This is a genomic window from Streptomyces sp. NPDC033131, from assembly GCF_055578365.1.
On sequence record NZ_JBVIPA010000030.1, the window covers coordinates 55508 to 80028 of the forward strand.

Sequence of the window (24521 nt, forward strand, 5' to 3'; positions counted from 1 at the left end):
GGGTATCGGCCACGCGACGGTGGCCGATTTCACGTCCCGCGAGCGGGTCCTTTGCCCGGCTGTGGGCTCATCCACAGGCGATCACGAAGGGGGGTGGATAGCATGGCTGGGTTGACGAATCCAACGGACGGGGGCCTGAACAGCCATGGAACGTGGTTCCTCAGGGTCTCGAACGGCCACACCTCGCTCCGCGGCGCGGCAGCGCGTCGACCGGCTTGTGCGCGAGGCCGCCAAGTTCGGTGCGGTCGGCGGGGCCGGTGTGCTGGTCAACCTCCTCGTGTTCAACCTGATGCGGCACACGACCGACCTCCAGGTCGTGCGGGCCAGTGTCATAGCCACGGTCGTGGCGATCGCCTTCAACTACGTCGGGTTCCGGTACTTCACCTATCGTGACCGCGACAAGTCAGGCCGCACCAGGGAACTCACCCGGTTCCTGCTGTTCAGCATGGCCGGCCTGGTCATCGAGAACGGCGTGCTCTACGCGGCGACCTACGGCTTCGGCTGGGACAGCCCGCTGCAGAGCAACATCTTCAAGTTCGTCGGCATCGGCATAGCCACGCTCTTCCGTTTCTGGGCGTACCGCAGCTGGGTGTTCCGCGCACTTCCGGCCGAGGAAGCGGTGGCCGACGCGGAGTCGATCGTGGCCACCGAGGCGAAGAAGCCGCGCTCCGGGCAGCACGTGCCGTAGACCCGCCACAGCCGCGGACAGCCGGGCAGTACACCGGGCAGCGGACGCGTCCTAGCGGACCGTCGGCTCGTCCTCCTGCGCGGTCGTCTTCCGCAGCGGCGTACGCGACAGGAACAGTGCGAACACCGGCGGCAGCGTCTGGAGCATCTCCAGACGGCCCCCGTCGGCCTCCGCGAGGTCCCGGGCGACCGCCAGGCCGATGCCCGTGGAGTTGCGGCCGCTGATCGCGCGCTCGAAGATGCGGGCGCCCAGGTCGGCGGGGACGCCGGGCCCCTCGTCGGTGACCTCGATGACGGCCTGGTTGCCGGTGACGCGGGTCCGCAGCGCGACCGTGCCGCCGCCGTGCATGAGGGAGTTCTCGATCAGCGCGGCCAGCACCTGGGCGACCGCCCCCGGCGTACCGACCGCTGTCAAGTGCCGCTTGCCGGAGCTGACGATCGCCCGGCCCACGCCGCGGTAGGCGGGCCGCCACTCGGCGAGCTGCTGCTGGATGACCTCGTCGAGGTCGAAGGTGACGGCGGAGCCGGTGCGCGGGTCGCGGGAGTTCGTCAGCAGCCGCTCGACCACGTCCGTGAGGCGTTCCACCTGCGTGAGCGCGACGTTGGCCTCCTCCTTGACCGTGTCCGGGTCGTCGGTGAGAGTGATCTCCTCCAGGCGCATGGACAGCGCGGTCAGCGGCGTACGCAGCTGGTGGGAGGCGTCGGCGGCGAGCCGGCGTTCCGCGGTCAGCATGCGGGCGATGCGCTCGGCGGAGGAGTCCAGGACGTCGGCGACCCGGTCCAGTTCGGGGACGCCGTACCGCTTGTGCCGGGGCCGCGGGTCGCCCGAGCCGAGGCGTTCGGCGGTCTCCGCGAGGTCGGTGAGCGGGGAGGCGAGCTTGTTGGCCTGCCGGATCGCGAGGAGCACCGCGGCGATCACCGCGAGCAGCGCCACCAGCCCGATGATCAGGAGCGTCCGGCCGACCTCACGGGTCACCGACGAGCGCGGCTCCTGGACGACGACCGTCTCGCCCTCCTCGCCCGTGGCCTCGCCCCGGATCACGTCACCGGTGGGCTTGGTGCCGACCTCGATGACCGGCTCCCCCGGGATCCGGATCACGGCGTACCGGTCCGCGGTGACCTGGTCCTTGAGGACCGCAGCGTTGACGTTGCCGGCTCCCAGCAGGCGGCTGTCCACGATGCTGGCCAGCCGTGCCGCCTCCAGCTCCACCCGCTCCTGGGCGCTGTTGCTGATGGTGCGGGTCTCGACGATGACGAGGGACACCCCGAAAACGGCGATGACCACGAGCACGACGGCGAGGGTGGACTGGATCAGGCGACGGCGCATGTTCTCTTACCTGTCGGACGCCCGCCGGGCGGGCGGGAGCTCAACTCTTCTCGAAGCGGAAGCCCACGCCACGCACCGTCGCGATGTACCGGGGGTTCGCCGCGTCGTCCCCGAGCTTCTTGCGCAGCCAGGAGATGTGCATGTCGAGCGTCTTGGTCGACGACCACCAGGTCGTGTCCCAGACCTCCCGCATCAGCTGGTCGCGCGTGACGACCCGCCCCGCGTCCCGCACCAGGACCCGCAGCAGGTCGAACTCCTTCGCGGTGAGCTGGAGCTCGTCGTCCCCCATCCACGCCCGGTGCGACTCCACGTCGATGCGCACGCCGTGCGTGGCGGGCGGCTGCGCGGGCTCCGAGGCACCGCGCCGCAGCAGCGCCCGGACGCGGGCGAGCAGTTCGGCGAGCCGGAAGGGCTTGGTGACGTAGTCGTCGGCGCCCGCGTCGAGACCGACGACGGTGTCCACCTCGTCGGCGCGCGCGGTCAGGATGAGGATCGGGACGGCGAGGCCTTCGGCGCGCAGCCGCCGGGCCACTTCCAGGCCGTCCATACCGGGCAGACCGAGGTCCAGGACGACCAGGTCGATGCCGCCCTGGATGCCGGCGTCGAGCGCGGTGGGGCCGTCCTCGCGCACCTCGACCTCGTAGCCTTCCCGGCGCAGTGCGCGGGCCAGCGGTTCCGAGATGGACGCGTCGTCCTCGGCCAGCAGTACACGGGTCATGAGGTGATGGTAGACCGCCCGTGACCACAGCTGGGGTGTGATCGGCGGTGAGTGATTCTTACCTTTGGGCGTATCGGCACGAACCTCTGTGTGTGGGGGAGCAACTGCGTAAGGACCTTGGAAAAGGTGTGTACGGTTCCCCGGTCACCTGTGATCCGCGTCTCAAGTCCTTCCATTTCCGGCTCTGTCCTGCCGTATGGTGAATGGACGCCTGTAGCACCGCGGGGACCTTTGGCGAGTATTTGACGCTGAAGGTCTCTTTTGTGTGTGCCCCCACCCCAGGCGCGTCCCGACCAGCAAGGAACGACCATGGCGTCCAGCCTGACGAAGGACTCGGTGACTCCGGGCACCCCCGGTTCCGACACGACCTTCTTCGGCCACCCCCGCGGACTGGCCACTCTCTTCATGACCGAGATGTGGGAGCGCTTCTCCTACTACGGCATGAGGGCCCTCCTCCCGCTGTACCTCGTCGCTCCGGGCGGCCTGCACCTCAACGCGGCGACGGCGACCGCGATCTACTCCGTGTACGTGTCGCTGGTGTACCTGCTCGCCATGCCGGGCGGCTGGTTCGGCGACCGCGTCTGGGGTCCGCGCAGAACCGTCGCCGTCGCCGGCGCGGTCATCATGCTCGGCCACCTCACGCTGGCCCTGCCGTCCTCCGGGACCTTCTACGCCGGCCTCGGTCTGGTCGCGATCGGCTCGGGTCTGCTGAAGGCCAACATCTCCACGATGGTCGGCCACCTGTACTCCGGCCCGGACGACCCGCGCCGCGACGGCGGCTTCACGGTCTTCTACATGGGCATCAACCTCGGTGCCTTCGCGGCACCGCTGGTCATCGGCACCATCGGTGAGAACGTCAACTGGCACTTCGGCTTCGCGCTCGCCGCACTCGGCATGGCGCTGGGGCTCGCCCAGTTCCTGATCGGCAGCCGCCACCTCGCGGAGCGCTCCAGCGTGGTCCCGACGCCGCTGTCGGCAGCGGAGAAGGCCGCCACCCTCCGCAAGGCCGCGATCTGGGCCGGCATCGCCGTCGTCTTCTACGGGATCGTCGGCTTCACCGGCCACTACACGCTGAACTGGCTCCTGGTCCCGCTGACCCTGCTCGGCGTGATCATCCCGGTGATGGTCCTCACCCGCATCAAGCGCGACAAGGACCTGGACAGCACCGAGCAGCGGTCGATGTCCGCGTACATCTGGTTCTTCGTGGCCGCGGCCGTGTTCTGGATGATCTACGACCAGGGCGGCTCGACCCTGTCGATCTTCGCCGACTCCTCCGCCGAGAACTCCGTCCTCGGCTGGGACTTCCCGGTCTCCTGGTACCAGTCGGTCAACCCGGTCCTGATCATGGCGCTGGCCCCGGTCTTCGCCTGGTTCTGGCTCGCGCTGAACCGGCGCGGCAAGGAGCCCAGCACGATCGTGAAGTTCTCCTCGGGCCTGGTCCTGGTGGGTGCGTCCTTCTTCCTCTTCCTGGCCCCGCTGTCGATCGCCGGGGGCGGTCACAAGGCGGCCGCGATGTGGCTGGTGGCGATCTACTTCGTCCAGACCGTCGGCGAGCTCCTGCTCTCCCCGGTGGGCCTGTCCGTCACCACGAAGATGGCTCCCGCCAAGTACGCCTCCCAGATGATGGGCGTCTGGTTCCTCGCCGTCACCGCGGGCGACGCCACGACCGGCCTCCTGTCCATCGCCGGCGTCGACCTCAACAAGACCGGCGTCGTGGCCCTGGAGGCCACCCTCGCGGTGATCGCCGGTGTGGCGGTCTGGATGTACCGCAACAAGGTCAAGGACCTCATGGGCAGCGTCCGCTGAGGCCGGCGGACCGCACGTGACCGACGGAGGGCCACCGCACCACGGGGTGCGGTGGCCCTCCGCTGCCGCGTCTGCCTGCCCGGCAGGAACGTGAACACCGCGCCGCCCAGCAGGACGGCCGTACCGGCGAGGCGACCGGTCCCGGCCTTGAGGGCCCCGTCGTCTGCGGCGCCGGTCTCGGCCAGGCCGCCGCTCGTCGACGATCCGCCGCCCGCCGTGCCCGACGCCACGAAGCCGCCGGGCGCGCCGCTCGTGGGGTCCTCCCACGCGCACCGTGCCCATGTCGGCGCCGCCCAGGGCCACCGCCGGCGACTCCCCTTCACCTGCTCAGTCGGGTCCCTTCCTGGTGGGAGTCGCAGGACGCGTCGGGCTGTCGTGGTGCGGTGTGGAGAGCCGACCGGCCGTCCCCGGATCGGCGTCCGGGGCGAACCACGGCAGGGTCGAAGCGGAGGGGGGCGGCTGGGCCGGGGAGGACTTCGGCCCCGGCAACCCCGGCAGACGCAAGGAGAGTTCGGCCATCGGCAGCCCACGCCGACCGCCACGCGTGCCGCTCGGGCGCCGTGGCCGTACCCGGTCCACCACCGCCATCCCGGCGCGGAACACCGCGGCCGGCACGACCAGGAAGACCAGGACCCAGAACAGGGTCACGCCCCAGGGCCGCCCCACGCCCCAGGGCTGTTCGGCGAGGACCTTCCCGCCGTACTTCAGCGACACCGTGTAGTCGCCGTGCGCGCCGCCGGGAAGCTCGACGGGCAGTTCGATCCGCGCCTTCTTCCCCGGCCGGATCGTGCCGCGCCACTGCTGTTCCTCCCAGCGCGGGGCGAACACACCGTGGAAGGTGCCGACCTGGAAGACGGGGTTCCTGACGGCGGAGGTGCCGGCATTGCCGACGGTGAGGACGAGGGTGCGCGCGGGCGGCGCCCCGAACCAGGTCAGCAGCCCGCTCGACCCGTCGAGCCGGGTGTCGGTGAGCACCGACAGACGTCCGCCCGAGGGCTCGGCGGGCAGCGGTTCGACCGCGTGCCCGGCGACCTGGAAGACCGCGTCGGCCGCCGCCTTCGCCCCCTCCACCGTCGCCACGTGGACCACGCACGGACACGGCACCGGCGGCTCGGCGACCGGCAGCTCCCGGCGGAAACGCCCCTCGGCGTCGGTGGTCACGGCCCTGCCGTCCGCGTTGGCGCAGGAGTCGGTGCCGCCGGCCACCCCCCGCGAGGGCACGGACTGCCCGCAGATCAGGATCATCAACAGCGCCCGCGCCCGCCAGCCGTCCCCGGTGACGGTGACCGAACCCCCGGTCCCCGCCTGCGACTCGGACAGTTCCACGCTCGGCCGGTCGGCCGGCGTCGCGGTCCCCGCGAAGGGCAGCAGGACCAGCGCGAGCGCCACCACCAGCGCCGGAATCCGCATCGTGCCGCTCACGTCATGGCTCCCGTCATCTCGACGTCCGTACGCGGATCGACGTCCGTACGCGGAGGTTCGGCCACCTCGCCGCCACGGCGCCCAGGTCGTCGTACGACGAGGAGGAAGCCCCCCAGAGCCGCCCGCGCACCCCCGCGTCCAGGGCGGGCCGGCCGGGAGGTCGCAGGCCCACGCGCCTGCCCCCCGGCGGAACCGGCAGCCGAAGCAGGGTCAGGGACCGGACACGCGTGGCGGACGGCATCGGCGGCTCCAGCAGGCGTACGGCGTCGATCCGTCAGCGGCGTGCCGCCTGGTTCCTCCTGGTCAGCCACAGCGTTCCCGCCGCGCCCGCGAGCAGTACCGTGCCGCCGAGGGTGCCGAGGGCGATCGCGGAGTCCTCGGGGCCGGTCTGCGGGAGGCCGGCGCCGGAGTCGGCACCGGAGTCGCCGCCCGAGTCGGAGCCGCTCTGGGGAGCGCCCCCGCCGGCCGCCGTGACGTCCAGGCTCAGCGACGGCCCGGGACTGTTCGCCGGTGTGCAGGTCGTCGTCGTACCCAGCGCCTTGATGGTGAGCACGCCCGCGGTCAAGGTGACCTCGCCGGTCTTCTTCGGCGTGTACGTGCCCGACAGGTCGTTGATCTTGATGGGCGTGTTGGCGGGGAGCGCGGCCTGGTTGGCGGGGCCGGTCACCGTGAGGGTCCCGCTGTCGGCGCCGCCGAGCTTGATGGTGGCGCTGGGATTCATCGCGCCCTTGCCCAGTTCGACGGGGCTGGAGGAGACGCCCTTCTGCCACGACATCGTCACCTTGTAGCCGCTGCCGCTCTTGACGGCCTTGATGTCGATGGGCGAGACGGCGCTCTTGTCGCCGATCGGCGTCTTGCACTGGTAGCTGACGTCGACGACCTCGGCATGGGCCGTGGGGGCGGCCATCAGCACCGCCGAGCCGGCCAGGGCCGCGGCGGAAGCGAGGGCGGCGGTTCGTTTCTGGTACGTCCGGTTCGACACGGTGCCCACTGTCCCCTCATTCCTGACGGCACATCAGATCGGCCGTCAAGGTACGCCCGGGGTCGTGGAGAGGGAAGACAAAGTGCGCACCGGATCTGCCGTACGGGTTACGCGGGTGCGCTCACCTCGGCCCGGCACGCGGGTGCGCCCAGCACGGTCAGGACGCGCGGGTTACGCGGGAGCGCCCAGCTCCGCCCAGACCTTCTTGCCCGAGGCGCCGGGGGTGCGGACGACCCCCCAGTCCAGGCACAGCCGCTGCACGATGAACATGCCGTGTCCGCCGGGGCGTCCGGCGCGGTGCGGGGTGCGCGGGGCCGGCTGGCCCGTGCCCTTGTCGGAGACCTCGATCCTGATCACCTTGTTGTCGCAGGTGATCCACATCTCGTCCGGGCCCTCGGCGTGCAGGCAGGCGTTGGTGACCAGCTCGGAGACGACGAGCAGCACGTCCTCGGCGGCGGCCCGCTGGTCGGCGGTCGCGGCGGGCAGCCAGCCCCACGCGTACAGCGCCTGGCGGGTGAAGTCGCGGGCGAGCGGCACGACACCGCTCTGGCCGTCGAAGTCCAGTCTGCGGACCTGACGCCCGCGCCCCTCCGACGACACGGCAGCGCCCCCGTCGGGCGCGCCGGTCGTGGGCGCGCCCCCCTCGGACGCCCCGGAAGCGCCGCTGGGCTCCGGGCGGCGGTCGCCCGGCGGGTAAGGCCGGGTGGTGCTCATCAGCGCTTCACCTCACCGATTCACCAGTTCACGATTCAAAATCCTGCCCAGTCCGTTTCTGCGCAGCCGGTCACCGAACACTCGGTACGGGAGTCTCCTGCCCGACCGGACCGGCAGAACACCCCTGTATTCGGCACGAAAGCCGTGGCGCCTGAAAAACGCCGGTCACAGGGGGGCGAGGGGGGCACGGTCACCATGGTCAGGCGGGACCCGCCGGCTCAGCCGGTCTCGCCCGGCTCGTCGGCCAGGGCGGCTTCGACAGTGTCATGGACAGTGAACACAGCTTCGGCCCCCGTGATCTCGAAAACCCGCGCGACCACGGGCAGCATCCCGGCCAGATGTACGCCACCTCCGGCCGCCTCTGCCTTCAGTCGTGCGCCCAGCAGCACGTTCAGCCCCGTGGAGTCACAGAACTCCAGACGTGAGCAGTCGACCACCAGTCGACTGAATCCCTTGTCGAGGCAGTCCTCGAGTGGCTCGCGCAACAAATCGGCGGTGTGGTGATCCAACTCACCCGCCGGGGTCACGACGGCACTGGAGCCCGTTTCGCGAACCTCGACCAGAAGCCGGCCCGACTGTGCGCTGCCGACTGTCCCGCGGTCCATGCCGTCTTCTCTCCCGACGTCCGTGGCTGCTGACTGACGCCCCCGAACACTACGCCTTCTCCACATTCTCCGACACCCGAACAATCACCCACAAACGGACACAACCGCACATAACGCACTTGCGGTGTCCTCGGGGAACCGGGTAGGGCTAGTAGAGACACGTACTCGACACGGCCGGCTTTGGAGGCGCCGCACACCGCAGTGCACGAACTGGCTTCGGCAGCCATATGCCGAGAACGATGGAGGACATCATGTCACCCCGGCTCGACGCATCGCATACCCAGCAGGCGACGTCGGCATCCCTCCCGGAACATCTGGATCCCATCGGGCAGGACGACCCACTCGCAGGACTCCCGGACATCCCCCCCTTCGACGAGGTGGGGCCGATGGACGCACGGGCCCTGTCCAAAACCCTCTTCGCGCGCCTCGAGTCGCTGGAGGAGGGCACCCACGAGTACTCGTACGTCCGCAACACGCTCGTCGAACTCAACCTCGCCCTGGTCAAGTTCGCCGCCTCCCGTTTTCGCTCCCGCAGTGAGCCGATGGAGGACATCATCCAGGTCGGCACCATCGGCCTGATCAAGGCGATCGACCGCTTCGAACTCAGCCGTGGTGTGGAGTTCCCCACCTTCGCGATGCCAACCATCGTCGGTGAGATCAAGCGTTTCTTCCGCGACACGTCGTGGTCCGTGCGCGTACCGCGCCGGCTTCAGGAGCTCCGGCTCGACCTGGCCAAGGCGGGCGACGAGCTGGCCCAGAAGCTCGACCGCGCCCCCACGGTGGGCGAACTCGCCGAGCGCCTCGGCCTGTCCAGGGACGAGGTCGTCGAGGGCATGGCGGCGTCGAACGCGTACACCGCCGCGTCGCTCGACGCCCAGCCCGAGGAGGACGACTCCGAGGGTGCCCTCGCGGACCGCATCGGTTACGAGGACCACGGGCTCGAAGGCATCGAGTACGTGGAGTCGCTGAAGCCGCTCATCGCCGAACTCCCCTCCCGCGACCGCAAGATCCTCTCGCTGCGCTTCGTCGCAGGCCTGACCCAGTCCGAGATCGGCGACGAACTCGGCATCTCGCAGATGCACGTGTCCCGACTGCTGTCGCGGACGCTGGTGCGGCTGCGGAAGGGTCTGACGGTCGAGGAGTGACGGCGGGCGCCGCCACGCGCTGCCGACGGTGACTGAGCGACCCGGCCCGTATGGGCCGGGTTGCGGCGGTTGCGGCGGTTAGCGGCGATTGTGGCGGTAGCGGCACTCGCGGCGCTTGTGCGACGACAGCGGGGCGCGGCCGAAAGCTTGCTGTTACCCCGAGGAACCCCTTTCCTCGCGGGACCCCGTCCATCACTATGGGCACCCTTCACAGACTGGCCGGTACGTCAGGATGTCCGGGTTGGCTGGCTTCGCGGGGGCGAGGAGGCGGGTGGATGGCTGGGGCCGACGGGGTCGACGACGGCGACGCGGTCGGGGGCGGCCCGTACACAGGCGCGTCCGACGCACGCCTCACCGAACTGCTGCGCGCCGACCCCGGCACCGCGTACCTGGCCCTCCAGGCACTCCGCGCCCGCCACCGCACCCCGGTCCTCGCCTACGCCCGCCTGTGCGCCACCGGCGACTCCGCCGCCCGCCAGCTGGCCGCGCAGGCCTTCACGCTCGCGGCCCGCGAGACGGCACGCGGCATCGACCCCGGCGTCCCCTGGCGGCACCGGCTCCTGCTGCTGACCGGACGGGTGGCCGCGTCCTGGGCGAGGGACGACCGCTCGGCCGGCCTCGACGCGAGCCTGCTCCTGGTCCTGAACACGGCGGGGGCGGACGGCCCGGCCGCGCCCCTCCTCGGCCCGTTCCAGTCGCTGCCGTCGCGGGCGCAGGGGCTCATCTGGTACGGCGTGGTGGAGCGGGAGAGCCCGGTCGTCACGGCCGGATACCTGGACCTGACGCGCGAGGACGTGACGTACGGCACGGACCAGGCCCTCCAGTTGCTGGCCCGGTCCTGCCTGCGCTCCCGCCTCGCCGCCTCCGACGATCCCCGGTGCGGCGACTTCCGCCGGCTCATCGAGGAGTCCGTACGACCGGACAGCCCGCGTGAGAGTCCCGACCTGCACGCCCACATGGCGCACTGCGCCCACTGCACGACGGCGCACGAGGAACTGTCCGCCCTGCGGGACACACCGCGCACGGCGCTGGCGGAAGGGCTGCTGCCGTGGGCGGGGACGGCGTACGCGGCGCGTGAGGCAGGGGCACGAGGCGACAAGCCCCGTACGCCGCCGCCCGGCGCCCGGCAGCCGTCCCGTCGCCTGGTGCTGACCTCGGCGGCACTCGGGGTGGCGGTGGCCCCGCTGGTCATGTTCCTGCTGTCGCAGGGCGGTGGTCCGGCGCCGCGGGAGTCGGCGGGCGCGACGGTGACGACGCCGTCGGGCCCTCCTCCCGTGACGGTGACGGCCACGGTCTCGACGACACCCTCGCCGTCGGCGACGAGCACGTCACCCTCACCGACGAGGAGTCCGACCCCGACGAGGACGACGAGTCCGACACCGTCGCCGTCGCGGACCCAGCCGCCGTTCCGCCCGCCGGGAGGGACCTACGCCCAAGTGGTGAACCTCGCCTCGGGTCGCTGCCTGGACGTCTCCGGCCCCTTCGAGAACCGCACGGACGTCGTCACGGCCCCGTGCGACGCCTCGGCCACCCAACGCTGGCGCGTCGACACCGGCCGCGGTGTCCTTCAGTCGTCCGCCGACCCCGACTTCTGCCTCGACAGCCGGGGTGGCGTGGACAAGGGCGTGGGCATCTGGGAGTGCGAGTCCGTGGAGGGCCGCAACGGCGACAACCTCAGGTTCACGGTGGACGAGGACGGCGTGATCCGCCCGGACATCGCCATCGCGACGGCGCTCACGCCGGTGGGCGAGGGGCTGTCGCTCGAGCCGTTGAGCGGGGCTGCGGGGCAGCGTTGGCGGGCGGGGGCGGGGTGAGCCACCCACTCCGCGCAGCCGTATGACTCAAGAGCGGTCAGGGAACGGCTCCCACGCGCCGGTGACCCGGTGGGAGCGATCGAGCCGGGTGTCGAGCTCGTCCATGTCGGTGGAGGACAGGACACGGTCGCGGACCTGGGCGGGAACGTCGATCCGGCGCCACTGGAGAGTGCGCGGGACGACCGCCGCTCGCTCCTGAGCGCGCCCCTCCTCACGACCTTCCTCCCGGCCTTCCTCACGCACCGAGCACTTCGGGGTTACCCGCGAAAGCAGGGGCGCAGGCAGGCGGTACGCGAGCGAAGCTCAGACCTCGCGCACGCCCCGCCGCCACACCCCGCTCACCAGCGGCACCCCCGGCCGGTACGCCAGATGCACGTGGCTCGGTGCGTCGAGGAGCGTCAGGTCGGCGTACGCCCCCGGTGTGAGGCGGCCGACGTCCTCTCTGCGCAACGCCTGCGCGCCGCCCGCCGTCGCGGACCACACCGCCTCGTCCGGCGTCATTCCCATGTCCCGTACCGCGAGCGCGATGCAGAAGGGCACGGAGGAGGTGAAGGACGAGCCCGGGTTGCAGTCGGTGGAGAGGGCGACCGTGACGCCGGCGTCCAGGAGGCGGCGGGCGTTCGGCCACTCGGCGCGGGTGGAGAACTCGGCGCCGGGGAGGAGGGTCGCCACCGTGTTGCCGCCGGCCAGCGCGTCGACGTCCGCGTCCGTGAGGTGCGTGCAGTGGTCCGCGCTGGCGGCGTCCAGTTCGACCGCCAGTTGCACGCCGGGGCCGTAGGACAGCTGGTTGGCGTGGATGCGCGGATGGAGCCCCTTCGCCCTGCCCGCCGTGAGGATCGCGCGGGCCTGGTCGCCGTCGAAGGCGCCCTTCTCGCAGAAGACGTCGATCCAACGGGCGTACGGGGCGCAGGCGTCGAGCATCTCGCCGGTGACGAGGGCGACGTACGCGGCGGGGTCGTCGGCGTGGTCGGGGGCGACGATGTGGGCGCCGAGGTAGGTGACCTCGTCGGTGTGGGCGGCGGCGATGCGCAGGGCGCGGGACTCGTCGGCGACGGTCAGGCCGTAGCCGGACTTGGTCTCGAAGGTGGTCGTGCCCTGGCGGAGGGCCTCGGCGAGGTAGCGGGTGAGGTTGCGTTCGAGGTCGTCGTCGCTCGCGGCGCGGGTGGCCGCGACCGTCGTACGGATGCCTCCGGCTGTGTACGAGCGCCCCGACATGCGGGCGTTGAACTCCGCCGTCCGGTCGCCCGCGAAGAGCAGGTGCGAGTGGGAGTCGACGAAGCCCGGGAGGACCGCGCGGCCGGCGGCGTCGACGTGACTGTCGGTGGCGGGTGCTTTGCTTGATTCACCGGTCCACGCGATGCGGTCGCCGTCGATGACGACGGCCGCGTCCTGGATCAGACCGAGGGGAGAGCCGTCACCGAGGGAGGGGTCGTTGGTGACCAGCGTGGCGATGTTGGTGATGACAGTGCTGCTCATCGTGTCCTCGTGGGCGTGGGCTTCGGTGGGGTTCAGGAGCGCAGGGCGTCGATCGCGGCCGACAGCGCCCGCGGCACATCCGGTACGAGGGAGTGTGCCCCGTCGCGTACGACGTGCCGTCCGCCCACGATCGTGTGCCGTACGTCCGCTGCCGTCGCCGCGAATACGGCCGTCTCGGCGCCGAGCCTGGGCAGCGGGCCCGCCGTTCTGACCGAGTCGAGCGCGATCGTCGTGAGGTCGGCGAGCGCGCCGGGTTCGATGGTGCCCGCCTCGCCCCAGCCGAGGGCGGCGTGGCCGTCGGCGGAAGCGGCCCGCAGCAGGGCGGCTGCCGTCCAGTGACCGCGGGTGCGGGTGCGCAGGCGCTCGTCGAGCTCCATCGCGCGTGCCTCTTCGAGCAGGTCGATGACGGCGTGGCTGTCGGAGCCGAGGGAGAGCGGGGAGCCGGCTTTCTGGAGGGCGGCTGCGGGGCCGATGCCGTCGGCCAGGTCGCGCTCGGTGGTGGGGCACATGCAGGTGCCGGTTCCCGAGTCGCCGAGCAGGGCGATGTCCTCGTCGGTGAGGTGCGTGTTGTGGACACCGGTGGTGCGCGGGCCCAGCACCCCGTGCTCGGCCAGGAGCCGCGTCGGCGTGCAGCCGTGCGCCTCCCGGCAGGCGTCGTTCTCGGCGGTCTGCTCGGACAGGTGCACGTGGAGCGGGGCCCGCCGCTCCTCGGCCCAGCGGGCCACCGTCGCCAACTGCCCTGCGGGCACGGCCCGTACGGAGTGGATGGCGGCCCCGATCCGCGCGTGATCCCGGTCCTTGAGAACTGAACAGCGTTCCGCCCAGGCGTCCGCGCTCCCGTCCGAGAAGCGGAGCTGGTGGGTGTTGGGCGGCTGTCCGAAGCCGGAGGAAAGGTAGGCGGTGTCGAGGAGGGTGATGCGGACACCGGCTTCGGAGGCGGCGTCGACAAGGGCCTCGCCCATGGCGTTCGGGTCGGCGTACGGGGTGCCGCCCGGGGCGTGGTGCAGGTAGTGGAACTCGCCGACGGCCGTCACGCCGGCCAGGGCCATCTCCGCGTACACCGCGCGGGCCAGCGCGTGGTAGGTCTCCGGGGTGAGCCGGTCGGCCACGGAGTACATGACCTCGCGCCAGGTCCAGAAGGTGCCGGAGCCGACCTGGACGGTGCCGCGCAGGGCGCGGTGGAAGGCGTGCGAGTGGGCGTTCGCCAGGCCCGGCAGGGTCAGGCCGCGGAGGGTTTCGGCGCCGGGGGGCGGGGTGGGGGTGTCGGTGCGGACGGCGGTGATGCGGCCGTCCGTGACCTCGACGGCGACCCCCGGCTCGACATGGGTGTCGAGCCAGGCGTGCTCCAGCCAGTACGTACGAGTCCGCTCCGTCGGGGTCACGTGCAGGCCAGCCCTTCCAGTACGTCGGCGAGAGCGACAACACCCGCCACGCAGTCGTCCTCCGCCGCGTACTCGGCCGGGGAGTGCGAGACGCCGGTGGGGTTGCGCACGAACAGCATGGCGGTCGGGATGCTCCCGGAGAGGATTCCGGCGTCGTGTCCGGCACCGGTGCCCAGGACGGGGACCTTGAGGTCGGTGTCCCTGCCGCTGTCCCTGCCCAGGATGCGGGCGAGTTCGTCGCGCAGGGCGTGGTCGAACTCGACGACCGGTGTGAAGGACTCACGGACGACGTCGAGGTCGACGCCGTGAGCGGCCGCGTACTCACGGGCGGCCTTCTCGACCCCGGCCACGACCGTGTCCAGGGTCTCCTGGTCGGCGGCCCGGGAGTCGAGCCAGCCGCGCACCAGGGAGGGGATGGCGTTGACGCCGTTCGGCTCGACGGTGATCTTGCCGAAGGTGGCCACGGCACCGGCGAGTTGCGCCTCACGGCGGGCGGCGAGCACGGTCTCGGCGTACGACAGCATGGGGTCGCGCCGGTCGACCAGCCGGGTCGTCCCGGCGTGGTTGGCCTCGCCCCGGAAGTCGAACCGCCACCGTCCGTGCGGCCAGATGGCGCCGGCGATGCCGACCCGGTCGCCGCTCAGGTCGAGCGCCCGCCCCTGCTCCACGTGCAGCTCGACGAAGGCACCGATACGGCCGAGGCGCTCCGGGTCCGGGCCGATGGCGTCGGGGTCGTACCCGGCGGCCTCCATGGCACGCGGCAAGCTCACCCCGTCCCCGTCGGTCAGCCGGTGCGCCTGCTCGGCGCCGAGCTCCCCGGCGGCCAGCCGCGACCCGACACAGGCCAGCCCGAACCGGGCGCCCTCCTCGTCACCGAAGTTGACGATCGCGAAGGGCTTGGTGAACTCGGCCCGCCGTGCGCGCAGTTCATCCAGCGCGGCGAAGGAGGACACGACCCCGAGGGGCCCGTCGAAGGCTCCGCCGTCCGGCACGGAGTCGAGATGCGACCCGGTGACGACGGCGTCCCCGGCAGCGGGATCCCCGAGCCAGGCCCACTGGTTCCCGTTCCGGTCCAGTTCGTACGTCAGCCCGCGCGCCTCGGCCTGCGCCCGGAACCAGGCCCGGCACTCGGCATCGGCACCGGTCCAGGCGAAGCGGCGGTAGCCGCCGGAGTCCGGATGCCGACCGATGGGGCGCAGCTCGCGCCACATCTCCAGGAAGGAACCACCGCCCGCACCAGGCTGTGGGCGGTCGTTCCGCGGGGCGATGGGGGTCCCCCCGCTCGAACGAAGTGGAGAGTGGGGGAGGGTGGGCACAGCCGAACCCGCGCCCGGCGACGAAGCCTCAGCCCCCGCCGGGGAGTTGCCGCCACGCCCACCATCACGCTGGATCACGCCTCGTCACCTTCGCGCATAGGAACCCGCACACCTCGCTCCGCCGCCGCCGACTCCGCGATGTCGTAGCCCGCGTCGACGTGCCGGATGACACCCATGCCGGGGTCGTTGGTCAGGACCCGGCGGATCTTCTCGCCGGCGAGCTTGGTGCCGTCGGCGACGGAGACCTGGCCCGCGTGGATGGACCGCCCCATGCCGACGCCGCCGCCGTGGTGGATGGACACCCAGGACGCTCCCGACGCCACGTTCACCATGGCGTTCAGCAGCGGCCAGTCGGCGATCGCGTCCGAGCCGTCGAGCATCGCCTCGGTCTCGCGGTACGGCGACGCCACGGACCCGGCGTCGAGGTGGTCGCGGCCGATCGCCAGCGGCGCCGCCAGCTCGCCGCTCGCGACCATGTCGTTGAACCGCTCACCGGCCTTGTCGCGCTCGCCGTAGCCGAGCCAGCAGATGCGGGCGGGCAGGCCCTGGAAGTGGACCCGCTCCCCCGCCAGTTTGATCCAGCGGGCGAGGGACTCGTTCTCGGGGAACAGGTCGAGGATCGCCTTGTCGGTCTTGGCGATGTCGGAGGCCTCTCCGGACAGCGCCGCCCAGCGGAAGGGGCCCTTGCCCTCGCAGAACAGGGGGCGGATGTAGGCGGGGACGAAGCCGGGGAAGGCGAAGGCACGGTCGTACCCGGCGAGTTGGGCCTCGCCGCGGATCGAGTTGCCGTAGTCGAAGACCTCGGCGCCGGCGTCCATGAAACCGACCATGGCCTCGACGTGGCGGGCCATCGACTCGCGGGCGCGGGTGGTGAAACCGGCCGGGTCCTTGGCCGCGGCGGACGCCATGTCGTCGAAGTCGACGCCCGTCGGCAGATAGGCCAGCGGGTCGTGGGCCGAGGTCTGGTCGGTGACAATGTCGACGGGGGCGCCCTCGGCGAGCATGCGCGGCAGCAGTTCGGCGGCGTTGCCCAGCAGGCCGATGGAGAGGGGGCGGCGGGCGTCGCGGGCTTCGACGGCGAGCTGGAGGGCGTGCTCCAGGGAGTCGGCCTGCACATCGAGGTAGCGGTGCTCGATGCGGCGCTCGATGGCACGCGGGTCGCAGTCGATGCAGATCGCGACGCCGTCGTTCATGGTCACGGCGAGCGGCTGGGCGCCGCCCATGCCGCCGAGGCCGGCGGTGAGGGTGATCGTCCCGGCGAGGGTGCCGCCGAACTTCTTCGCGGCGACGGCGGCGAAGGTCTCGTAGGTGCCCTGGAGGATGCCCTGGGTGCCGATGTAGATCCAGGAACCGGCGGTCATCTGCCCGTACATGGTCAGGCCCAGCTGCTCCAGGCGCCGGAACTCCTCCCAGTTCGCCCAGTCCCCCACGAGGTTCGAGTTGGCGATGAGGACGCGCGGGGCCCACTCGTGGGTCTGCATGACGCCGACCGGGCGGCCGGACTGGACGAGCATCGTCTCGTCCTGCTTGAGGGTCCGCAGGGTGCGGACCATGGCGTCGAAGGAGCGCCAGTCGCGGGCCGCCTTGCCGGTGCCGCCGTAGACGACGAGCTTGTCGGGGTGCTCGGCGACCTCCGGGTCGAGGTTGTTCTGCAGCATCCGCAGGGCGGCTTCCTGCTGCCATCCCAGGGCGCTCAGTTCCGTACCGCGCGGTGCTCGTACGGGGCGGGGTCCTGACATGGTCTGCCTCCTGGCTCCTGGTGGATTGCTCCCGACGGGGTTCTTACTGTCGATATTCACATCCTGGCTCTCTGAATAGAACTAGTCAATACGTTCTTGCGTCGGCATGGGTGAGGCATGGATGTTTCGCTGAACAGAGGACACAGGGACAGAGGGACGCAGGGACGCACAAGGGACACACACATGGGCGGCCGGCCCGGCACGCGGGCGCAGGCAGCGACAGGACGGGGACGTCGTGGACCAGGACAACAGCAACGCCGGTGACCCGAGCGGCGACACCGACGGGGAACGGGTCGTCCGCCGGGACGAGGCGGTCCGCGCGGCCGTGGAGCAGGGGCTGCTCCGGCCGGACGCGCCCATCGTCGGCCTGCTCGACGTCACCGGGATCCGCGAGTCGGCCGCGGCCCTGCGGACGGCGTTCGACGAGGTCACGGCGCCGGGCACGCCCGTACTGCACGCCTTCGCGGTGAAGGCGACCCCACTGGTGCCGGTGCTGCGGCTGCTGCGCGAGGAGGGCATCGGCGTCGAGGTGGCGAGCCCGGGCGAACTGGCCCTGGCGCGGGCGGCGGGGCTGCCGCCGGACCGGACGGTTCTCGACTCGCCCGCCAAGACGCCGGCCGAGCTGAGGGAGGCGCTGGCGTTGGGAATCGCCGTCAACGCCGACAACCCGCAGGAGCTGGACCGCATCGACGCTCTGATGAGGTCGGCGGCCAGTCGCTCCCCCCTCGGGATCCGGGTGAACCCGCAGGTCGGGGCCGGGGCCATCGAAGCGCTCTCCACTGCCACGGCGACCTCGAAGTTCGGGGTGGCGCTGCGGGACGAGGGGGCGCGCGAGTGGGTGGTGCGGGCCTACGCCGAGCGCCCCTGGCTGTCCCGGCTGCACGCGCACTCCGGGTCACAGGGCGTCCCGCTGTCGCTGATGGCCGAGGGCGTGGCGGCGACGTACGCGCTCGCGGAGGAGATCAACCGGCGGATCGGGCGCCCGCGGATCGACACGATCGACATCGGCGGCGGGCTGCCGGTCAACTTCACGTCGGACGTGACGACACCGACGTACGCGGACTACGCGCGGGTGCTGAAGGAGGCGGTGCCGGGGCTGTTCGACGGGCGGTACGGGCTGGTGACCGAGTTCGGGCGGTCACTGCTGGCCAAGCACGGGACGGTGGTGGCGCGCGTCGAGTACGCCAAGAGCGCGGGCGGCCGGCCGGTCGCGGTGACGCACGCGGGCGTGCAGGTGGCGACGCGGACGGTGTACGCGCCGGGGGCGTGGCCGCTGAGGATCGCCGCGTACGACGGCAAGGGGCGGCCGAAGGAGGGGCCCGAGGTCGTGCAGGACGTCGCCGGGCCGGCGTGCTTCGCGGGCGACCTGCTCGCCCAGGGGTATGCGCTGCCGCTCCTCGAACAGGGCGACTACGCGGCGGCGCTGGACACGGGGGCCTACTACTTCGCGCACCACTACGCGTACAACTCCCTGGCCCGGCCGGGGGTTTACGGCTTCGCGCCGGACGGGGCCGGGGGCACCGCCTTCGCGACCGTGCGGGAGGCGCAGACCGTCGAGGAGATCGTGGCCGAGTCGGGAGGGGCGCACGCGGGCGCACTCACCACACTCCGTACACCGGGACGCCGTTGACGCGCTCCGGGGGATCTGGTGATCAACTGTCCAAGGAAAAAAGGTCAGTTGACCCACCTTAGTCACTCGCCGCATGTTCCACCGGAAAATGCCAGAATCCTCACCCCGCACGCACACGTTGCGTAGCTTCGGCGTCACTCAGCCGAACCCCAGGCGGGAGGGGAACAACGGTGCCCGGAATCGACGAGTGCCTGCTCGAAGCCATGCGACTGCCCGGTGCCCGGGGCGCCGCACTGGTCGACTGGACGAGCGGCCTGGCCCTGGGCGTCGTCGGGGAATCCCCGGGCGGCGACCAGGAGACGGCCGCGGTGGAGGCCGCGGAGCTCGCCCGGCTCGCCGCCGAGCAGCACGCCTTCGCACCCGACACCGGTGAGGACGGAGAGGTCGGCAGGACCGGCGAGCCACGACACGACGACGGCATCGATCCGCCGGTCGAGGACCTGATCATCAGCAACCGGGACAGCTATCACGTGCTGCGGTTCGTGCGGACGCCCTTCGACAGCAGCGTGTGTCTGCACCTGTGGCTGGCCCGCTCGGAGGGCAACCTCGCGCTGGCCCGCATCCGGCTCGGCGAGATGGCCGGACGGCTGGTGCTGGGATGACCGCCGTACAGACCACCCCGCCACCCCGGCTGCCGGTGCGGGAAAGAGCGGCGGTCCGGGACCGGGGCTGGGGCGGTGTCTCGCCCATGCTGACCCGGCTGGCCGCCGAACGGGCCACCGGCGTCCTGGTCCGCGAGCGCGGCACGCTCCACCTCGCCGAGGGCCGGGTGGTGCACGCCGACAGCCCGTCCGCCCCCGGCCTCGACGTCCTGCTCACCGCCCGCGGCACCCTGGACGCCGGCGCCTGGCGGCAGGCGCTGGCCGAGACCGGTGACCGGCATCGCGCCGGCCACCTCCTGGTCGACGACGGGCACCTCACCCCGGGCGCGCTGGAGCTGTGCCGGCTGACCGCGCTGTACGACGCCGCGTACTTCGCCCTCGCGCCCAGCAGCACGCCGGGCCGCTTCCGCTACGGCCCCGAGGACGGCGAGGACGGCGAGGACGCGGGGCCCGCGCCCGCCTGCGGGTGCCCGGTGCCCGTGGCCGCCCTGGAGCGCGAGACCCTGCGCCGCCGGGACATGCTGCACCGCATCTGGCCCGACCCGACGACCGACGAGGCCCCGCTGGCCCGGACGCACCGCGCCGCGCCCCCGGCACCCACCTCCCGCCAGCGGGCGGTCCTGGCCGAGCTGGACGACGTACGCACGGCGACGGACATCGCGCGGGAGCTGGGCCGTCCGGCCTTCCACACACTCGTGGACCTGCGGCGCCTGGCGGCGGCCGGAGTGGTCAGACCCCGACCCCGCCCACCTGCGCCCGCCGCCGAGACACCCGGCACGTACGGGACACCGGGCACGTACGAGGTGCCCGGGCCGTGCGAGGCGCCCGTCACACCGGAGCCACCCGCGGCACCGGACCCGCTCGCCGGAATCCCCGTCGACGTCACCGACCCCCACATCACGCTGCTGAAGAGGCTCAGGGATGCGCTGGAGGCCCTTTGAACGGCAACGGCAGCAGCAGCGGACCCGCGCCGAGAGGAGCGATCTGATGGCAGCGGAGGCCGACATCCTGGACGAGTTGCGCCGGCTCAGAGCCCGCGTGCCCCAGCTCACCGGCGCCCTCGCGACCGGCGCCGACGGTCTCGTCCTGGCCCAGGACACCCCCGGCGTCGCCCCGGCGGACGTGGCCGCGCTCGTCACGACGGCCCGGGGCCTCGCCGCACAGCTGGCCGACGTGACCGGTCAGGGGGACTTCCGCGAGCTGCTCGTGCGCGGGGTCTACGGCTATGTGGCCACCTACGCGGCGGGCCACGGCGCCCTGCTGACGCTGCTCGCCCAGGACCGCGTCAACGTCGGCCGCCTGCACCTGGAGGGCCGGCGGTCGGGCGCCCGTATCGGCGAACTCGTCGACACCGCGACGGCACCCCCGGCGCCTCGGGCCGACCCGGCCGACCCGGCCACTCCTGCCAAGCCTCCCGCCAAGGCACCCGCCAAGGCACCTACGAAGGCACCCGCGAAGGCCGCGACCGCCGCCCGGACCAGAGCCCCGCGCACACCACGGGCCACCACGACCGCCACGACCACCAACGCACGCACCACAAGCGAAAGTTGAAAGGAACCGAGGAACAGTCATGGCCAACACCGAAACCACACTCAAAGAAGCACTCGCCTCGATCGAGGGCGCCACCGGCGTCGCGCTCGTCGACTACACCAGCGGCATGGCGCTGGGGACGCTGGGGGGAAGCAAGGGCTTCGACCTCAACGTCGCCGCCGCCGGCAACACCGACGTCGTCCGCTCGAAGATGCGCACCATGGAACACCTCGGGCTCAAGGCCCAGATCGAGGACATCCTGATCACCCTCTCCGACCAGTACCACCTGATCCGGCTGATCAGCGGACGCGGCGGCAACGGTCTCTTCCTCTACCTGGTGCTGGACGCCAAGCGGGCCAACCTGGCGATGGCCCGCCACCAGCTGAAGAGGATCGAAGAGGACCTGGAGGTCTGACCAGGCCCGACTAGACCAGGGCCGCGGTGCGGCGGCGCGCTCCACCCGGGGCCGCGTCGCCGGCCGCGATGCCCGTACTGCGATAGGCCTTGACCGTCTTGCCGGCCGGACGGCCGCCGTTCGCCGCGAGCCAGTCGACACGCACCCACAGCAGCGCGTCCCCGGCCTGCTCGCGCCGCCCCAGCCAGGCGGCCTTCAGCCACAGCCCCGTACCGCATCCGGCGAGCAGCATGCCGCCCGCGGCGGGCATGGCGAACGCGCTGCCCAGCGCGGCGAGGAAGGCGAGCGAAAGCCACCAGAGGTGGCCCCGGCGCCAGTTGCGCGCGCTCACCGCACGGTCCTGGAGCACGTCGTGCTTCCCGGCGCGGACGGCGGAACTCGCCAGCCCGGCGTACCGCTTGCGGCCGCGGTACGACACGACGGCCGCGGCGACGACGAACAGGACGGCCCCGGCCATCACCCCGATCCGCCGGCCGGTGATGCCCGGCACCAGCAGGCCGATGCCCGCCGCGAACACGCCGAGCCACCACATCGGTGCTGCTCCCGCCCGTACCACGACGGCCACCCGAGCCAGTCCCTGCCCTCCGCGCCCCTCGCGAACTCCGCGTGACACGATCCCGCCTCCTCGTCGCCTCAGCACGATTTTCTGGTCGCACAGATTAGCGAGTGAACGTGAGACGAGTCTGAGAGACGGGCCAAGACGCTCGGCGAGTCGTGGGACAACCGGGGCTGCGCCGGTCACACGGTCCCCGTCACTCCACGAACAGCCCCCGAGACGCCGCCCTGGCGTCGAACTCCTCCAGCCGCGCCTGCGCGTCCGGCAGGTCGTCGCACATCGCCTCCAGCAGGACGCGGCCCAGCAGCATCGGCGCACAGACCGTGTCGAACGCCAGCCCGGTGCCGACGGCGGCCGGCAGCAGCAGGTCGGACACCTTGGCGACCGGCGCGAAGGCCGAGTCGGCGACGCTGACGACCGTCAGGCCCGCCTCCCTGGCGTACGCCAGGGTGTCCACGACCTCGCGCGGATGCCGGGGCAGCGCGAAGCACAGCAGGGTCGAGGCGCCCGCGCGTACGGCGGCGTCGATCCGGTCGTGGATCATCGTGCCGCCCTCGTTGAGCAGCCGTACGTCCGGGTGGACCTTGGCGGCGAAGTACGCGAAGCCGTATGCCTGCGAGGCCGCCGCCCGCAGCCCGAGCACGGGAAGCGGACGCGAGGCCGCGAGGAGCCGCCCCGCCCTCTGCACGGGCCGCGGGTCGGCCAGCACCTCCGCGAGGTGCCGCAGGTTCTCGATCTCGGCCTCGACGGCCTGCTGGTACTCGTTGTACGACGCCGAGGCGGCCGTCTGTTCGGTGGGCGCGACCTCGCGCAGGTGCTTGCGCAGAGCGGGGTAGCCGTCGAAGCCGAGGGCGACCGCGAAGCGGGTGACGGAGGGCTGGCTGACCCCGGCCAGCTCGGCCAGCTCCACGCTGGACAGGAACGGCACGTCGGCGGCCCGCCGCACCATGCTGTGCGCGATGCGCCGCTGGGTCGGTGTCAGCCGGTGCCCCTCGAACAGGGCCTGCAGCCGGGCGGCGGGACTGTCCGGCACGGCCACACCCACACCCGCCCCACCGGCACCCGACCCCGCGCCCACCGCACCCGACTCCGGTCCGCCCGCACCCGTCTCCGCGCTCATGCCTCGCTCCCCCTCCAGATGTCCGTGAACCGGTCGAGCAGTGCGGCCGCGGTCGTCACGTCGTGTGTGAGCGGCCGGTCGGCCGGGTCCTCGTCGAGCACCGACTCGGCGAGCTCCTGCGCGCGGCCCACCGGAAGGTCCGGGTCGGGCCTGAGGTCGCGCTGGCGCAGCGCCCGTACGGCGGCGACGAGTTCGCAGCCGACGACGAGACGGTACGCGCCGCACGCGCGCAGTGTCTGACGTGCGGCGAGCGAGGCGAAACTGGCCTGTTCCTCGACGCCCCGGGAGAGTACAGCGTGACCCAGGGAGGCGGGCGCGGAGAAGGCCCGCAGATCGCCGAGGGCGGCTCCGGCGGCGTACTCGAGGATCATCACGCCGGAGGAGGCGGCCTCCTGGCCGGCGAGGAAGGGCCGCAGCCGCGTGAAGGCGGGCTCGTTCAGGGACGACAGGCGGGACGTGGACAGCCGCGCCACCTGTGTCATCGCCAGCCTGAAGTGGTCCAGGGAGAGGGCGAGTTGGGCCTGGTAGAAGCCGCCGTGGTGGTAGGCGGCCAGGTCCTCGGGACAGATCAGGGGGTTCTCGGCGGCCGCGTTGATCTCGATCGCGAGGACCTGCTCCAGAGCGTCGGCCGCGTCGTGGGCCGGGCCGTGGATCTGGGGCAGGCAGCGGAAGCCGTACGGGTCCTGGATGCGGCCGAGCGGCGGGGTCGGCCGGTCGGCGGCGCCGATCAGCTCGCGCATCCGGCGGGCGACCTCGCTGGAGCCGCGGTGCGGGCGGGCGGCGTGCACGGGGGCGGCGTACGCCTCGTGCGAGCCGTCCACGGCCAGCAGGGAGAGGGCGCCGACGACCTGGGTGGCCTCCAGCAGCCCGCGCAGTTCGTGCAGGGCGAGGGCGGACTGGCCGAGGGTGAGGGCGTTGCTGCTGATGAAGGCCAGGGCGTCGTTGTTGTCGAGCGGCTGGGCGTCGGGCGCGCCCGTGCCCCGCCAGGGGTGTTCGCCGGCCAGGGCGAGGCCGGCCTGGGCGAGGGCGGCGATGTCGCCGGTGCCGACCGAGCCGAACTCGTTCACGACCGGGTACGCCCCGCTCTCCAGCGCCTCGCACAGGGCCGTGACGACGGTGGGCCTCAGGCCCGCGCCGCCGGCCAGCAGTTGGTTGGTGCGGACGGCGAGCATGGCGCGCACCTGCCGGGCCGGGAGTTCCTCGCCGATGGCGCCGGCGTGGCTGCGCAGCAGTCGCAGACCGTGCTCGGCGGCCGCGTCGGTGGGCACGTCCTCGTTCCGGTTGGCGCCGACGCCGGTGGAGCGGCCGTAGACGCGTCCGGTGGCGGCGATCCGGCGGGCGGCGTCCCAGGAATCCTCGACGCGCCGCACCGCTTCGCTGCCCGGGATCGGCCGGGCGGCCCCGTCCGCGAGGCGCACGACGTCGGTGACGCCGAGACCGACCCCGTCGAGGACGACGAGCCCCGGGCCCGCAATCCACGGCGTGTCCACGATTCGAGACGACATCAAGCCCAAAACCTCCTCGATACGGACACC

Annotated in this window: 23 protein-coding genes; 9 read left to right on the plus strand and 14 right to left on the minus strand. The window is 72.2% G+C overall.

Features of this window, described 5'->3' with window-relative positions:
• The first annotated feature begins 145 nt into the window (after positions 1 to 145).
• On the plus strand, positions 146 to 688 hold the full coding sequence (locus ACZ5XS_RS31385) for a GtrA family protein (protein ID WP_468656994.1): 543 nt from the start codon (positions 146 to 148) through the stop codon (positions 686 to 688).
• Between the two features lie 51 nt (positions 689 to 739).
• On the opposite strand, the gene ACZ5XS_RS31390 is transcribed toward ACZ5XS_RS31385, so the two are convergent.
• Positions 740 to 2014, minus strand: coding sequence for an ATP-binding protein (locus ACZ5XS_RS31390; RefSeq protein WP_468656996.1), 1275 nt, complete (start codon positions 2012 to 2014; stop codon positions 740 to 742).
• A 40-nt stretch (positions 2015 to 2054) separates the two neighbouring features.
• Complete coding sequence (locus ACZ5XS_RS31395) at positions 2055 to 2732, minus strand: response regulator transcription factor (RefSeq protein ID WP_217242344.1); 678 nt, start codon at positions 2730 to 2732, stop codon at positions 2055 to 2057.
• Positions 2733 to 3041: 309 nt separating this feature from the next.
• Here ACZ5XS_RS31395 and ACZ5XS_RS31400 point away from each other — a divergent pair, with 309 nt between their 5' ends.
• Entirely contained in the window at positions 3042 to 4538 is a 1497-nt protein-coding gene (locus ACZ5XS_RS31400) for an oligopeptide:H+ symporter (RefSeq protein WP_468656998.1), read from the plus strand.
• Between the two features lie 327 nt (positions 4539 to 4865).
• Here the strand turns inward: ACZ5XS_RS31400 and ACZ5XS_RS31405 are convergent, their stop codons facing one another.
• The 4 genes from ACZ5XS_RS31405 to ACZ5XS_RS31420 form a co-directional block, all read right to left on the minus strand.
• Positions 4866 to 5948, minus strand: coding sequence for a hypothetical protein (locus ACZ5XS_RS31405; protein WP_468657090.1), 1083 nt, complete (start codon positions 5946 to 5948; stop codon positions 4866 to 4868).
• 286 nt (positions 5949 to 6234) lie between these two features.
• A complete protein-coding gene (locus tag ACZ5XS_RS31410; protein WP_468656999.1) occupies positions 6235 to 6942 on the minus strand; it encodes an LPXTG cell wall anchor domain-containing protein in 708 nt (235 codons plus the stop codon).
• Positions 6943 to 7113: 171 nt separating this feature from the next.
• Positions 7114 to 7656 (minus strand): ATP-binding protein, encoded by a 543-nt coding sequence (locus ACZ5XS_RS31415; protein ID WP_217242347.1) that lies wholly within the window; start codon positions 7654 to 7656, stop codon positions 7114 to 7116.
• Between the two features lie 218 nt (positions 7657 to 7874).
• A complete protein-coding gene (locus ACZ5XS_RS31420; protein ID WP_383858610.1) occupies positions 7875 to 8261 on the minus strand; it encodes an STAS domain-containing protein in 387 nt (128 codons plus the stop codon).
• Between the two features lie 239 nt (positions 8262 to 8500).
• Between ACZ5XS_RS31420 and ACZ5XS_RS31425 the strand changes: the two genes are divergently transcribed.
• Both ACZ5XS_RS31425 and ACZ5XS_RS31430 read left to right on the plus strand, forming a co-directional pair.
• Positions 8501 to 9406, plus strand: a complete 906-nt coding sequence (locus tag ACZ5XS_RS31425; protein WP_468657002.1) for an RNA polymerase sigma factor SigF — start codon at positions 8501 to 8503, stop codon at positions 9404 to 9406.
• A gap of 275 nt (positions 9407 to 9681) precedes the next feature.
• Entirely contained in the window at positions 9682 to 11220 is a 1539-nt protein-coding gene (locus ACZ5XS_RS31430) for a ricin-type beta-trefoil lectin domain protein (RefSeq protein ID WP_468657004.1), read from the plus strand.
• Between the two features lie 27 nt (positions 11221 to 11247).
• Here ACZ5XS_RS31430 and ACZ5XS_RS31435 read toward each other — a convergent pair whose 3' ends face one another.
• The 5 genes from ACZ5XS_RS31435 to hutU form a co-directional block, all read right to left on the minus strand.
• Positions 11248 to 11463: a hypothetical protein gene (locus tag ACZ5XS_RS31435; protein ID WP_468657006.1), complete on the minus strand. Its 216-nt coding sequence runs from the start codon at positions 11461 to 11463 to the stop codon at positions 11248 to 11250.
• A gap of 60 nt (positions 11464 to 11523) precedes the next feature.
• Complete coding sequence (hutI, locus tag ACZ5XS_RS31440; RefSeq protein WP_468657008.1) at positions 11524 to 12696, minus strand: imidazolonepropionase; 1173 nt, start codon at positions 12694 to 12696, stop codon at positions 11524 to 11526.
• Positions 12697 to 12728: 32 nt separating this feature from the next.
• Positions 12729 to 14078 (minus strand): formimidoylglutamate deiminase, encoded by a 1350-nt coding sequence (locus ACZ5XS_RS31445; protein WP_468657010.1) that lies wholly within the window; start codon positions 14076 to 14078, stop codon positions 12729 to 12731.
• Positions 14075 to 15289, minus strand: coding sequence for an allantoate amidohydrolase (locus tag ACZ5XS_RS31450; RefSeq protein WP_468657012.1), 1215 nt, complete (start codon positions 15287 to 15289; stop codon positions 14075 to 14077). The genes ACZ5XS_RS31445 and ACZ5XS_RS31450 overlap by 4 nt, the downstream gene beginning before the upstream one ends.
• A gap of 179 nt (positions 15290 to 15468) precedes the next feature.
• Entirely contained in the window at positions 15469 to 17133 is a 1665-nt protein-coding gene (gene hutU / locus ACZ5XS_RS31455; RefSeq protein WP_468657014.1) for a urocanate hydratase, read from the minus strand.
• Positions 17134 to 17368: 235 nt separating this feature from the next.
• On the opposite strand from hutU, the gene ACZ5XS_RS31460 reads away from it, so the two are divergent.
• From ACZ5XS_RS31460 to ACZ5XS_RS31480, 5 genes are all read left to right on the plus strand, one after another.
• Positions 17369 to 18763, plus strand: a complete 1395-nt coding sequence (locus ACZ5XS_RS31460; protein WP_468657016.1) for a type III PLP-dependent enzyme domain-containing protein — start codon at positions 17369 to 17371, stop codon at positions 18761 to 18763.
• 170 nt (positions 18764 to 18933) lie between these two features.
• On the plus strand, positions 18934 to 19365 hold the full coding sequence (locus tag ACZ5XS_RS31465; protein ID WP_468657018.1) for a hypothetical protein: 432 nt from the start codon (positions 18934 to 18936) through the stop codon (positions 19363 to 19365).
• Positions 19362 to 20306 (plus strand): hypothetical protein, encoded by a 945-nt coding sequence (locus tag ACZ5XS_RS31470; RefSeq protein WP_468657020.1) that lies wholly within the window; start codon positions 19362 to 19364, stop codon positions 20304 to 20306. The genes ACZ5XS_RS31465 and ACZ5XS_RS31470 overlap by 4 nt, the downstream gene beginning before the upstream one ends.
• A 46-nt stretch (positions 20307 to 20352) precedes the next feature.
• Positions 20353 to 20916, plus strand: coding sequence for a roadblock/LC7 domain-containing protein (locus tag ACZ5XS_RS31475; protein WP_468657022.1), 564 nt, complete (start codon positions 20353 to 20355; stop codon positions 20914 to 20916).
• Between the two features lie 19 nt (positions 20917 to 20935).
• Positions 20936 to 21310 carry a roadblock/LC7 domain-containing protein gene (locus tag ACZ5XS_RS31480; RefSeq protein ID WP_217242361.1) on the plus strand — a complete coding sequence of 125 codons (375 nt, stop codon included), beginning with the start codon at positions 20936 to 20938 and terminating at the stop codon, positions 21308 to 21310.
• Positions 21311 to 21320: 10 nt separating this feature from the next.
• Here the strand turns inward: ACZ5XS_RS31480 and ACZ5XS_RS31485 are convergent, their stop codons facing one another.
• From ACZ5XS_RS31485 to ACZ5XS_RS31495, 3 genes are all read right to left on the minus strand, one after another.
• Positions 21321 to 21842, minus strand: a complete 522-nt coding sequence (locus ACZ5XS_RS31485) for a hypothetical protein (protein ID WP_468657091.1) — start codon at positions 21840 to 21842, stop codon at positions 21321 to 21323.
• 220 nt (positions 21843 to 22062) lie between these two features.
• On the minus strand, positions 22063 to 22986 hold the full coding sequence (locus tag ACZ5XS_RS31490; protein WP_468657024.1) for a MurR/RpiR family transcriptional regulator: 924 nt from the start codon (positions 22984 to 22986) through the stop codon (positions 22063 to 22065).
• The gene (locus ACZ5XS_RS31495; RefSeq protein WP_468657026.1) at positions 22983 to 24491 is read right to left on the minus strand and encodes an aromatic amino acid ammonia-lyase; all 1509 of its coding nucleotides are present in this window, start codon (positions 24489 to 24491) and stop codon (positions 22983 to 22985) included. Before ACZ5XS_RS31495 ends, ACZ5XS_RS31490 begins: the two co-directional genes overlap by 4 nt.
• Positions 24492 to 24521 lie beyond the last annotated feature (30 nt).

Bases quoted from the DNA above. Each gene is read 5' to 3' on its own strand.
- ACZ5XS_RS31385 (WP_468656994.1), top strand. From the start codon at position 146: ATGGAACGTGGTTCCTCAGGGTCTCGAACGGCCACACCTCGCTCCGCG.
- ACZ5XS_RS31390 (WP_468656996.1), bottom strand. From the start codon at position 2,014: ATGCGCCGTCGCCTGATCCAGTCCACCCTCGCCGTCGTGCTCGTGGTC.
- ACZ5XS_RS31395 (WP_217242344.1), bottom strand. From the start codon at position 2,732: ATGACCCGTGTACTGCTGGCCGAGGACGACGCGTCCATCTCGGAACCG.
- ACZ5XS_RS31400 (WP_468656998.1), top strand. From the start codon at position 3,042: ATGGCGTCCAGCCTGACGAAGGACTCGGTGACTCCGGGCACCCCCGGT.
- ACZ5XS_RS31405 (WP_468657090.1), bottom strand. From the start codon at position 5,948: ATGCGGATTCCGGCGCTGGTGGTGGCGCTCGCGCTGGTCCTGCTGCCC.
- ACZ5XS_RS31415 (WP_217242347.1), bottom strand. From the start codon at position 7,656: ATGAGCACCACCCGGCCTTACCCGCCGGGCGACCGCCGCCCGGAGCCC.
- ACZ5XS_RS31420 (WP_383858610.1), bottom strand. From the start codon at position 8,261: ATGGACCGCGGGACAGTCGGCAGCGCACAGTCGGGCCGGCTTCTGGTC.
- ACZ5XS_RS31425 (WP_468657002.1), top strand. From the start codon at position 8,501: ATGGAGGACATCATGTCACCCCGGCTCGACGCATCGCATACCCAGCAG.
- ACZ5XS_RS31430 (WP_468657004.1), top strand. From the start codon at position 9,682: ATGGCTGGGGCCGACGGGGTCGACGACGGCGACGCGGTCGGGGGCGGC.
- hutI (WP_468657008.1), bottom strand. From the start codon at position 12,696: ATGAGCAGCACTGTCATCACCAACATCGCCACGCTGGTCACCAACGAC.
- ACZ5XS_RS31450 (WP_468657012.1), bottom strand. From the start codon at position 15,289: ATGTGGCGCGAGCTGCGCCCCATCGGTCGGCATCCGGACTCCGGCGGC.
- hutU (WP_468657014.1), bottom strand. From the start codon at position 17,133: ATGTCAGGACCCCGCCCCGTACGAGCACCGCGCGGTACGGAACTGAGC.
- ACZ5XS_RS31470 (WP_468657020.1), top strand. From the start codon at position 19,362: ATGACCGCCGTACAGACCACCCCGCCACCCCGGCTGCCGGTGCGGGAA.
- ACZ5XS_RS31475 (WP_468657022.1), top strand. From the start codon at position 20,353: ATGGCAGCGGAGGCCGACATCCTGGACGAGTTGCGCCGGCTCAGAGCC.
- ACZ5XS_RS31480 (WP_217242361.1), top strand. From the start codon at position 20,936: ATGGCCAACACCGAAACCACACTCAAAGAAGCACTCGCCTCGATCGAG.
- ACZ5XS_RS31485 (WP_468657091.1), bottom strand. From the start codon at position 21,842: ATGTGGTGGCTCGGCGTGTTCGCGGCGGGCATCGGCCTGCTGGTGCCG.
- ACZ5XS_RS31490 (WP_468657024.1), bottom strand. From the start codon at position 22,986: ATGAGCGCGGAGACGGGTGCGGGCGGACCGGAGTCGGGTGCGGTGGGC.
- ACZ5XS_RS31495 (WP_468657026.1), bottom strand. From the start codon at position 24,491: ATGTCGTCTCGAATCGTGGACACGCCGTGGATTGCGGGCCCGGGGCTC.